We start from the raw sequence: 11,087 nt of genomic DNA on the forward strand, positions 1-11,087 counted from the left end.
ATTGCCTAATGAACCCACAACAGCTGTTTGGCCATGCGAGTCAACATCTGAGTGATGGAAGCCCGTGACACCCCGACCGCACACAGCGAGGGAGCAGCACTGAGCATCGCCAAAAGACTGCGGGCGACAAGATCTACGTCAGGGGCTTTGAACAGCCCTGCCTTTACACCTCGCCTTATGATTTCACTGAGCTCATGGATATAGGCTTCACCCTGCTCCTGAATCCGGCTGAGTTGCGGCCCATGCAAATGGTGCGTCTCCAAATGAACCAGATGCTCTTCGCGGGAATGCTCCAGAACGTGCTGAATATGGAATGCAATGAACGCATCCAGCAGCTTAAGCACATCCACTCGCTTGGGTTTACGTGCCCACCAATCATCCAGACGCTGCTGCAACAGTGAATCCAGCACTTCCTCCAGCACATCCAGCTTGCTGGGAAAATGGTGATAGAGGCTCCCCGCATGCAACCCGACCTTTTTCGCGAGACTGCGCATGGACATGGCGGCAAAGCCGTTTTCAACCATCAGCTCCAGTGCAGCTTCAACAATCATCTGGCCGGCACCTACCGCCGACACCTGAACATTTACCTGACTCATCGCCTACCCTGCCCCGACACACTGCAGCTCGAACAAGGGTTGGGCATAACCGACAAGATCACCCTCGGCAGCCAGTACAGCGGCCACTCGCCCGGCACGACCAGCGGTTATTTCATCGAGCACAACACCGTTCTGAAGAAAGGCCAGCACCTGGCCTTTCTCGACATGGGCCCCAAGGGCGATATAGGGTTCGTCACGCTGGGGGTGACTCAGACGCAGGATGCCCATCCCCGGCGCCAGAACAACATCCTGGGTTTCCAAGGCAGAACGCGGTATATCCGATGCCCCCTCCAATGTTTGAGAAACGCCACCGAGGGTAAGGCGCAGGCAAGCACCGGCCTGTTCGAACTCAAAATGCGCCAATGAGTGCCGCTTCAACATCTGGACAATCTGCTCAATGAACTGCGGACTCATTTCGAGACCTCCTGATCCTGGTTGAGGTAACGTTCAAGGTGATGGATATCGAAACCACCCGCGACGAAACCTGGCTCATCCATCAAACGCTGGTGCAAGGGAATACTGCTTTTGATTCCTCCCAGGTCGGCTTCCGCCAAGGCACCACGCATCCGCTTAATGGCCTGCTCCCGATTGGCCCCATGAGCCAGAAACTTCGCCACCAGCGAGTCGTAATACGGTGGCACCCGATAACCGGCATACAGGTGCGTATCGATGCGGATACCCGGGCCACCGGGGGCCACCCAACGGGTGACGGTTCCCGGCGCTGGAGCAAAGCTGAAGGGGTCTTCGGCATTGATTCGACACTCGATGGCGTGGCCGCTCAGGCTGATCTGTTCCTGGCGAACCGACAGGGGCTTGCCCAATGCCACCAACAATTGCTCACGAACGATATCTACCCCAGTCACCAACTCAGTGACGGGATGTTCGACCTGGACCCGGGTGTTCATCTCGATAAAGTAGAACTCGCCGTTCTCATAAAGAAACTCGAACGTGCCCGCGCCGCGATAGCCGATCAGTTGGCAGGCCCTGACGCAACGCTCACCGATGGCCGTAATGGCTTGACGATCCACGCCAGGCGCCGGGGACTCTTCAATGATTTTCTGATGACGGCGCTGCATTGAGCAGTCCCGCTCGCCTAACCAGACTACATTGCCAAAACCATCCGCCATCACCTGAATTTCGATATGGCGTGGATGCTCAAGAAACTTCTCGAGATAGACTTCCGGGTTGCCAAACGCTCGGCCCGCCTCCTCCCGTGTCATCGCTACTGCTTCATCGAGCTCTCGGGGGTCATGTACAATACGCATGCCCCGACCGCCACCGCCTCCGGAAGCCTTGACGATCAACGGGTAACCACACGCCTCGGCCAGTTCCCTGACCGTCTCGGCATCGGCGGGCAGCGCGCCAGGCGAACCTGGTACGCAAGGCACCCCGGCCTCCAGCATCGCCTGCTTGGCGCTGACTTTGTCGCCCATCAGGCGAATCGAAGCCGAAGTCGGACCGACAAAAACCAATCCCGCCTCTTCCACGGCCTGGGCAAAATGGGCGCTCTCCGCCAGGAAGCCATAGCCGGGATGGATGGCTCCCGCGCCGGTCAGTTTCGCCGCTTGCAATAAACGTTGCGGATTCAGATAACTTTCACTTGCTGCAGCCGGACCAATACACAAAGCTGTGTCAGCTAACGCTACGTGTCGTAGATCCGCATCTGCTTGAGAGTGCACGGCGACCGTACGCAAACCCAGATCCCGCGCCGCCCGCAAAATACGCAGCGCTATCTCGCCGCGATTGGCGATCAGGACAGTGTCGAAAAGTTGCTCAGACATCACTTAATTCACCGCTTCGATAAGGAACAAGGTGCAGCCGGCCTCGATCATCTGGCCGTCACTCTTCAGGATCGCGCTCACCCGCCCGGCCCGATCCGCCTCGATAGGGTTGAGCATCTTCATGGCCTCTACAATGGCCAGCGTCTGCCCCTCTTCCACAGCATCACCCACCTCGACAAAAGGTGGTTTGTCAGGTGAAGGAGAACGATAAAAAATGCCCACAAGACTCGATGAAACCGGGTAGCCACTGGACGCGGCAGCGGCCTCGGGCATGGCCAACAGCGTTTCGCTAGCGGCATCCCCTCTTGTCACCGACACAGGGGCTTGGCGCGACACCGCCGGAGGAGCGGGCAACGCACGTAACCCCAAGCGCACCCGGCAATCGCCCTCGCTGTATTCCAACTCCAGAACCTGCGATCGCTCAACGAGCTCGATCAGGCTTTCAACGAATTCAAGTTTCATATCAACATCCGCTATGCCAGGTTGAGTTCAACGCCCTAGGTTCAAATGAAGCTGGCGATTGCAATGCCTTCGTCTTCCAGCGTTCGTCGTACGTGTGTCGCGATCCCGACGGCTGCCGGGGTGTCGCTGTGAACACAGATCGAGTCGATGGCACAGGGAATGAAACGCCCGGAAATCGTTTCGATCCCCTGTGCACGGACCATACGCACCACCCGCGCAGCGGCCTCGTCCGGATCATGGATGACCGCCTCCGGCAACTTGCGCGACACCAGGTGTCCTTCCTCCGTGTAGGCACGGTCGGCAAATATCTCCGAGCGCACCGGCAAACCCATCTCGGCGGCAATCCGAGCCTGATGCCCCATGGCGATCGCCAGGCAGATCAACGAAGGATCAACCGCCTTCACTGCCCGGCATACCGCTGCGGCGACCTCGGCATCGGTTTGGGTCAGATTGCCCAAGGCACCATGGGCCTTGACGTGGGTAATGGGGTGCCCGGCCCAGGTCGCCAGCGCTTGCGCCGCACCAATCTGGTAGGCGACCAGACGCTCGATTTCACCTGCCGAAAACGCCATATTGCGGCGCCCGAAGCCCCATAGATCGGGAAACCCCGGATGCGCACCGACAGCCACGTTGCGGGCTTTGGCCAAGGCAAAGGTCTTGGCCATGACTTCCGGGTCGCCGGCATGGAAGCCACAGGCGATATTGGCCGAACTGACAATGTTCAAGATCGCCTCGTCATCGCCCATGGTGTAGGCACCGAAGCCTTCACCCATGTCCGAGTTCAGGTCGACGCTAAAAGCTTGCTTTGACATGAATACGCCTCAACGATAAGTAACTTCAGGCTCGAGAAAATGCGCCCTGCATGGCCTGCCGCAACGCCATGAGCTCACGGTCCTGGTGCTCCTGGGCAGCCAGTGCTCCAGGGTGGTCAACCTCGACGAATCGAAAAATTGAACCGATGGGCGCCTGCGCCAGTCGCCAGAGGTCAGCGTCGATCACATTGGCGATCTTCGGATAACCTCCGCAGGTATTGGCATCGGCCAACTGAATGATGGGCTGGCCGGACGGTGGAACCTGCACCGTCCCCGGCAGGATTCCATGGGATAACAACTCCAACGGTCGCCTGGTTTTCAACTCGGGTCCAATCAAGCGCATCCCCATGCGGTTAGCCTCCTGACTCAGAGTCCAGGCCTGCTGGAAAAACAGTGCCCTTGTCGACTCGTCGAATTCGTAGAGCTCCGCCGCTGGAAGCACGCGTATCTCGATAACCTGACCCAGCTCGGGCAAAAACCAAGGCAAGGCTGCGCCCACACCGGAGCGCGGCTTGCAGTCTTGGCTGCCCGGGACCAGGCAATCACCACGCATCAGGCCACGCCCCTCGAAACCGCCGAACCCCGTTTTCAAGTCCGTGGCGCGCGAGCCCATGACCAACGGCACCTCAATGCCGCCGGCGAACGACACATAGCAACGTGCGCCCCGCCGAGGGGGCTTGATCAACAGTGTTTGTCCGGCCTTGCCGTTGCGGGCCCATTGGGGTGGCAGTGGCTGCTCATCCAGCAATGTATCGCCTTCGGCTCCAGTGACTGCAAAGCGGCAATCGCTCAGAATACGCAGCCGAAAGGGAAACAACGCGATCTCCAGACCGGCAGCACTCGCCTCGTTGCCTAATAAGGCATTGCCCATGGCAAGGGCCAAGCTGTCCATGGCGCCGGACTGACCGACGCCAATACTGAGATAACCCACACGCCCCGGGTCCTGAACAGAGTTAAGTACCCCGGTGGAGAGGATTTCGATCATGATTCGACTCCGGCAATGCTGAAGCGAATTCGATCACCCGGTTGCAAGAACGACGGCGACGTACCCCGGGCGTCGAACAAACGCACCTCGGTGCGACCGATCACATGCCAGCCCGACGGCGCCGAGCACGGCATGATGCCGGCCTGAGCCCCGCCGATGATCACCGCACCTTGCTCCAGGCGCATGCGTGGTACCGCGCGACGCGGCGTTGCCAGCCGCGGATCAAGCCCCGACAGATAAGGAAAGCCCGGCATGGCACCGACACACGCGACCTGATAATCCGCCTCACTGTGCAGCCGGATGAACTCATCGACCTCAAGCTGCGCAAGCGCCGCAATCTGTACTAGGTCATCATTGGCGTTGGTGCTGTAGATCACTGGAATGTCGATGTCCCTGCCGGTCGACTCGTCTGCCCCAACCTGTTCCCATAGAGCCAAGAGCTGCCCGCAGAGCACCGTCGGGGAGATTTGCCGAGGCTCGTAGACCACCAACACATTGTTCATTCCAGGCACCAGCTCCCGCACACCGGGTATTTGCCCCACGGCCCGAGCCAGCGCCAGTATCCGGCGCTGCACGGGTGTGCTGAATCGCGTCCCGGCAGCATCCAGGAACACTCCCCGGCTACCCGCGATACAGACTCTCGGCATCCCATCAAGGCTCGCCATGTTCAAGACTTCACTCGTTGACCGGGACGGTGTAGTTGAGGATCAGACGACCACCATCCGGATAGATGGTCTGCCCGATGATGTAGGAAGCATCATCACTGGCCAGGAAGGACGCGACGCTGGCGACTTCCGAAGCCTCGCCACAGCGCCCCATCGGAGTACGGGACAGCACGGTATGCCGCTGGGCCGGGCTGGACATGACCGAATTGAGGACCAGATCGGTGGCGATAGTGCCGGGGCCTATCGCGTTGACGCGGATGCCGTGACGAACCAGGCCTACCGCCATGACCGCGGTCAGTTGCTTAATGCCGCCCTTGGAGACGGCATAGGCCACCGAGTTGGGGATTGCCAGCTCGGCGTTGATCGATGACATGTTGATGATCGCCCCCTGTATGCCCCTCTCGATCATGACACGAGCCGCAGCCTGACCGATCAGGAACGGCGACTTGAGGTTGACCCGTTGCACACGGTCGAAAGCGTCTTCGGGGAAGTCGACAAAATCTGCGGTATGGATGATCCCGGCATTATTCACCACGATGTCCAGCGACCCGAAATGATCGACAGCCTTGGCCACGATAGCCCTGGCCATCTCCGAGGAGATTTCGCTCAAATCGGCGGCGTACCAAGTGGCGCTTTCGCCCAGTCGCTCAGCCTGTGCCCGAACCTTGTCGCCCTGTACATCGACCAGTACCACCTTCGCACCATCGGCCAGGAAACGCTCGGCACAGGCGAGTCCCAAGCCTTGGGCGGCACCGGTAACGAGAGCAACTTTATTGGCATGTTTCATATCGACTCCTGATTCTCATGGAAAAAAATGCGGTTAAACACCAAGGCTCAAGTACACGCGGCCCGTTGGGAAACCTGCGTACTGACAGCGACCCCAGGTGCTTTTCTCAAGACGCCTGGTGGTCAGTGGCCACCCAGATAGGCATTGCGTACGTCTTCGTTAGCCAACAGATCCCGCCCCGCACCGGTGAGGCGAATCTCGCCGTTGACCAACACATAAGCGCGATCGGACAGTCTCAAGGCATGATTGGCGTTCTGTTCAACCAGGAAGATCGTCATGCCACTGCTGGCCAACTCACGAAGGATCGAGAAAATCTGCTTCACCACGATCGGGGCCAATCCCAATGAAGGTTCGTCGAGCAACAGCAAGGAAGGACGACTCATCAGCGCCCGGGCGATCGCGAGCATCTGCTGCTCACCACCGGACATGGTCATGGCCCTCTGGTTGCGGCGTTCCCTGAGGCGTGGAAACAGCTCGAACATGTGCTGTATGTCTTCATTGGCATGCTTGTCGCCAATGGGGATTGTGCCCATCATCAGGTTCTCCTCCACCGTCATGTCGGGAAAGACCCGGCGACCCTCAGGCGACTGGGCAATGCCGTTTGAGGCGATGTAGTGCGACGACTTGTGGGTGATGTCGGTGCCGCGATAGATGATCTGCCCGACACTGGCCCGAGGCTGGCCCGAGGCTGGCCAAAGATCGACATCAGCAGCGTGGACTTTCCAGCACCGTTGGAGCCGATCAGGCTGACGGTCTCACCTTGGTTGATGTGCAGAGAGACCTTCTTCAAGGCCTGAACCGGACCGTAGTGCACGTCGATGCCTTTCACTTCAAGAAGCGGCGAACTCATACCAGTTCCTCCTCTTCGGCACCCAGGTAGGCAGCAATCACCTTTGGGTCGTTACGGATCTGCTCGGGCCTGCCATTGGCAATGACATTGCCGTGGTCGAGCACCACGATGTCGTCAGAGATACTCATTACCATGCCCATGTCATGCTCGATGAGGACTACCGTCATGTCGTGCTCGTCTCGCAGCAAACGGATCATGTCGCTCAGGGCTTCGGTTTCCTGTGGGTTGAGGCCAGCTGCCGGTTCGTCCAGACAAATGATCTCGGGGCGCGTGCACATGGCCCGGGCTATTTCCAGACGACGCTGCTGGCCATAGGAAAGCTCGCCGGCCAGGCGGTTGGCACAGTCCACCAGGTCCACCACTTCGAGCCAGTAGAACGCCGTGTTCAAGGCATCGCTTTCAGCCTTGCGATAACGGCGAGTGTTGAGGATGCCGGCGAGTAGACTGCGATTGACCCCCATGTGCTGGGCCACCAGCAGGTTCTCGACCACCGACATCTCCTTGAACAGACGGATGTTCTGGAAAGTCCGCGCCAGGCCGGCACGGTTCACCAGATGAGTGCCGCCAAACATCTTGTAATACAGCCGACTGACGAAGCTTTTCACCGAGACGAAATCGCTTGGCAGAAACGGCTCACCCAACAACTTGATCACGTTGGTCCGTTCGTCACCGGTATTGAGCTCAATCTTCCCGCCGGAGGCCTTGTAAAACCCGGTCAGGCAATTGAAGACCGTGGTCTTCCCTGCACCGTTCGGGCCGATCAGGGCAAAGATGGAATGACGTCGGATGGACAGGCTGACATCGCGCAAGGCCTTGATGCCGCCGAACTGCATCATCAGGTGCTCCACCGACAGGATGACATCGCGGCTCATGGCGCTACTCCTTTGCGCGGTTGAACGCCAATACGGCTGATACGAATCAGTCCTCGTGGGCGCCAAATCATCATCAGCACCATCAATACGCCGAACAGCAACACACGATACTCGGCAAAACTACGCAGTAACTCCGGGGCGACGGTCAACACAAAGGCGGCGATCACCACACCCACGGTTGAACCCATGCCGCCCAGCACGACAATGGCAAGAATCAGGGCGGACTCGAAGAAGGTGAACGAGGATGGGTTGACGAACCCCTGGTAGCTGGCGAAAAACACACCCGCCAGCCCCGCGGTGGACGCGCCGATGGCGAAGGCCGAAAGTTTGACCAGCACATGGTTCAAGCCCATGGCCCGACAGGCAATTTCATCCTCGCGCAATGCCTCCCAGGCACGCCCCATCGGCATCCGGGTCAAACGGTTCTTGATGTAAAGCACCCCCAGCACGACCAGGAATAGCACGGCATAGATGAAAATGAACTTCAGATCGGGGTTATAGGCGGTTCCCAGGAACTCATGAATCGGAATCCTCCCCTCCTTGGCGTTACGCCCAAACTCCAGGCCCAGAAAGGTGGGTGCGGGTACTGCCAAGCCATTCGGCCCACCGGTAAAGGACAACCAGTTATTCAAAATCAGTCGGATGATTTCGTCGAAACCCAGTGTCACGATCGCAAGGTAGTCACCGTGCAGGCGCAGCACCGGGAAACCGAGCAGGCATCCGGCCAATCCGGCAGCGATGGCCGCCAGCGGCAGCATTGACCAGAAGCCAAGGCCCAAATACTGGTAACCCAATGCCAGTCCGTAGGCACCAATGGCGTAGAACCCCACATAACCGAGGTCGAGCAAGCCTGCCAGGCCCACCACAATATTCAATCCCAGGCCCAGCAACACATAGATCAAGCCGAGTATCACCACCGTCATCAGGTACTTGTTGGCAAATACAGGGAACACAATGGCAATGACGATCAAGGCGGGAACTATCCAAAGCATCCGGGATTTGTAATCCGGTGCAAGGACATGCACGCCGCCATCACCGCCTTTGAACCGAGCAACGAAGGCAGCTCCACTGGCGGTCTGGGTCAACAGACTGAGCACCAGACGTCCCACCATCACGATGGCCGTCATCCATGCCACCCGATTGGGGTGCCAGTTGAAACTGTAGCCATCGAGCACGACACCGACGACAGGGCCGAAGACGATCAGCGCCAGTAAACCGGCCACCACTGCCTCGACCAGACTTTTCTTGACATCCAGCGCCTTGGCGACAGGCGTGGAAGCTTCCAGGGTTTTGTTCAAGGTCACGGACGACATGCTTACACCTTTGTCACGTGTGGACGGCCGAGCAGGCCTTGCGGTCGGAAGATCAAAATCAGCACCAGCAGCGAAAAACTGAAAACATCCTTGAAATCACTATTGGCCATGCTTGCGAACTGCGACTCGGACACCCCTAGAATCAATCCGCCCAACATCGCCCCGGGCAGTGATCCAATGCCGCCCAGGACCGCTGCGGTAAAGGCCTTGATGCCGATGATGAAACCGGCGTAGAAGTCGAACGTCCCGTAATTCATGGTGATCAGTACACCCGCCAGTGCCGCCATAGCCGCGCCGATGATGAACACGCTGGAGATGATCCGATCGGTATTGACCCCCAGGATCGAAGCCATCTTGCGATCCTGCTGAACCGCTCGGCACATACGCCCCAGGGTGGTGTACTGGATGAGATAAGTCAGCACGGCCATGCCAACAAAGGCCGCCGCAAGAATGAACAATTTGGTGTAGGTCAACTGCACGAACCCACTGCCCACGGTGAGTCTCAGAGCCCCTTCGAGCAATGTCGGCACACCCTGTTGGCGAGCGCCCTGGCTGAGTTGGACGTAGTTTTGCAGGATCAGCGACATGCCAATGGCACTGATCAAGGGTGCCAGGCGGGTTGAGCTGCGCAATGGTTTGTAGGCAATACGCTCGATGACCACACCATAAACACCAGTCACTACGAGCGTGAAAATCAAGGTCCCGAGGATCAGGAAGGGAAACGACTCAACGCCGAAGAACGACAATACCGCCAGACCAATTGCTGCCAGATAGGCAGAGACCATATAGACCTCGCCGTGGGCAAAGTTGATCATGCCGATGATGCCGTACACCATGGTGTAACCGATTGCGATTAGCCCGTACACCGAGCCGAGCGTCAACCCGTTCACCATCTGCTGTAGAAAGATGCCATCCACGATACGAATTCCGTCTGAGAATCAAGAAGCGCTAGCTGCCCCGGCCCGACAAACAGGTCCGAGGCAGTTTGAGGACCATTCAGAGCTGCTTGTATTTGCCGTCCGGCCCCCACTGGTACATTACGTAGTTGGAGATTTTGAGATCGCCGTTACTGTCCCACTCCTTGCTCCCCATCGCTGTCGGGACGGGATGACTCTTGAGCCACTTGGCCGCTTTTTCGCCGTCGGTGCCCTTGATCGCAGTGAACGCCGCCGCTAGCGCCTGTACCGAGGTGTAGGCATACAGGGTGTAACCCTCCGGCTCATAACCGCCGGCACGGAATTTATCGATGACTGTCTTGCCGGCGGGATTGTTGCGCGGGTCCGCGCCGAAGGTCATCAACACGCCGTTGGTGTATTGGGCACCGCCAGCAGCACTGACCAACTCATCCGTCACAATGCCGTCTCCGGAAATGAACTTGGCGGTCACGCCCTGCTCACGCAGCTGACGTACCAACGGACCGGCCTCCGGGTGTAAGCCGCCGAAATAAACGACGTCTGGATTCAATGCACGAACCTTGGTCGCCAGGGCGTTGAAATCTTTCTCGCCGCGGGTCAATCCTTCATAAAGCACTTCCTTGAGGCCCTTTTTGTTCAACTCCAGCTTGGTGGCATCGGCCAGCCCCTGGCCGTAGGTGTCCTTGTCATGAATGAGCACAACCTTCTTGGCTTTGAGCACATCAACGATATAGTCGCCCGCGACGATGCCTTGCTGGTCATCGCGACCACAGTTACGAAAGACCGTGGCAAGGCCACGTTCAGTGACCTGTGGATTGGTGGCGGCTGGAGTGATGGTCACTACCCCTGCGTCGGCATAGATTTCGTTGGTAGGAATGACCGAGGAAGAACAGAAATGCCCAACGACCGCCGACACCTTGTCGGAGTCGATCAACCGATTGGCCACCGCAACCGCCTGCTTGGGATCGCAGGCGTCATCCCCTTTGACCAAACGGATCTTTTCACCGTTGATACCGCCTGCGGCGTTGATTGCCTCCGCCGCCGCAGAAG

12 protein-coding genes and 1 pseudogene are annotated in these 11,087 nt (G+C 58.4%); all 13 read right to left on the minus strand.

Annotated features, from left to right (window positions below; genetic code table 11):
• Positions 1-5: 5 nt before the first annotated feature.
• Entirely contained in the window at positions 6-596 is a 591-nt protein-coding gene (locus tag M5B96_RS31000) for a TetR/AcrR family transcriptional regulator (RefSeq protein ID WP_248800822.1), read from the minus strand.
• A gap of 3 nt (positions 597-599) precedes the next feature.
• The gene (locus M5B96_RS31005) at positions 600-1,010 is read right to left on the minus strand and encodes an acetyl-CoA carboxylase biotin carboxyl carrier protein (RefSeq protein WP_248800824.1); all 411 of its coding nucleotides are present in this window, start codon (positions 1,008-1,010) and stop codon (positions 600-602) included.
• Positions 1,007-2,377, minus strand: a complete 1,371-nt coding sequence (gene accC / locus M5B96_RS31010) for an acetyl-CoA carboxylase biotin carboxylase subunit (RefSeq protein WP_248800826.1) — start codon at positions 2,375-2,377, stop codon at positions 1,007-1,009. The genes M5B96_RS31005 and accC overlap by 4 nt, the downstream gene beginning before the upstream one ends.
• 3 nt (positions 2,378-2,380) lie before the next feature.
• Positions 2,381-2,839, minus strand: coding sequence for an acetyl-CoA carboxylase biotin carboxyl carrier protein (accB, locus tag M5B96_RS31015; protein WP_248800828.1), 459 nt, complete (start codon positions 2,837-2,839; stop codon positions 2,381-2,383).
• A gap of 41 nt (positions 2,840-2,880) precedes the next feature.
• Complete coding sequence (locus M5B96_RS31020) at positions 2,881-3,651, minus strand: LamB/YcsF family protein (protein ID WP_248800829.1); 771 nt, start codon at positions 3,649-3,651, stop codon at positions 2,881-2,883.
• Positions 3,652-3,676: 25 nt separating this feature from the next.
• Entirely contained in the window at positions 3,677-4,636 is a 960-nt protein-coding gene (locus tag M5B96_RS31025) for a biotin-dependent carboxyltransferase family protein (protein ID WP_248800830.1), read from the minus strand.
• Positions 4,633-5,301: a 5-oxoprolinase subunit PxpB gene (pxpB, locus tag M5B96_RS31030; protein WP_318654866.1), complete on the minus strand. Its 669-nt coding sequence runs from the start codon at positions 5,299-5,301 to the stop codon at positions 4,633-4,635. The genes M5B96_RS31025 and pxpB overlap by 4 nt, the downstream gene beginning before the upstream one ends.
• 10 nt (positions 5,302-5,311) lie before the next feature.
• The gene (locus M5B96_RS31035) at positions 5,312-6,088 is read right to left on the minus strand and encodes an SDR family NAD(P)-dependent oxidoreductase (protein WP_248800831.1); all 777 of its coding nucleotides are present in this window, start codon (positions 6,086-6,088) and stop codon (positions 5,312-5,314) included.
• A gap of 122 nt (positions 6,089-6,210) precedes the next feature.
• A pseudogene (locus M5B96_RS31040) lies at positions 6,211-6,938 on the minus strand (ABC transporter ATP-binding protein).
• Complete coding sequence (locus M5B96_RS31045) at positions 6,935-7,810, minus strand: ABC transporter ATP-binding protein (protein ID WP_248800832.1); 876 nt, start codon at positions 7,808-7,810, stop codon at positions 6,935-6,937. The pseudogene M5B96_RS31040 and the gene M5B96_RS31045 overlap by 4 nt, the downstream one beginning before the upstream one ends.
• Complete coding sequence (livM, locus tag M5B96_RS31050; protein ID WP_412548673.1) at positions 7,807-9,066, minus strand: high-affinity branched-chain amino acid ABC transporter permease LivM; 1,260 nt, start codon at positions 9,064-9,066, stop codon at positions 7,807-7,809. Before livM ends, M5B96_RS31045 begins: the two co-directional genes overlap by 4 nt.
• 59 nt (positions 9,067-9,125) lie before the next feature.
• On the minus strand, positions 9,126-10,040 hold the full coding sequence (locus M5B96_RS31055) for an ABC transporter permease subunit (RefSeq protein ID WP_248800833.1): 915 nt from the start codon (positions 10,038-10,040) through the stop codon (positions 9,126-9,128).
• A 79-nt stretch (positions 10,041-10,119) separates the two neighbouring features.
• Positions 10,120-11,087, minus strand: a 968-nt coding sequence (locus tag M5B96_RS31060) for a branched-chain amino acid ABC transporter substrate-binding protein (RefSeq protein ID WP_248800834.1), incomplete at its 5' end; no start/stop codon positions are given.

The sequence above is a fragment of the Pseudomonas sp. MWU13-2105 genome, from assembly GCF_023242315.1.
GTDB lineage: Bacteria > Pseudomonadota > Gammaproteobacteria > Pseudomonadales > Pseudomonadaceae > Aquipseudomonas.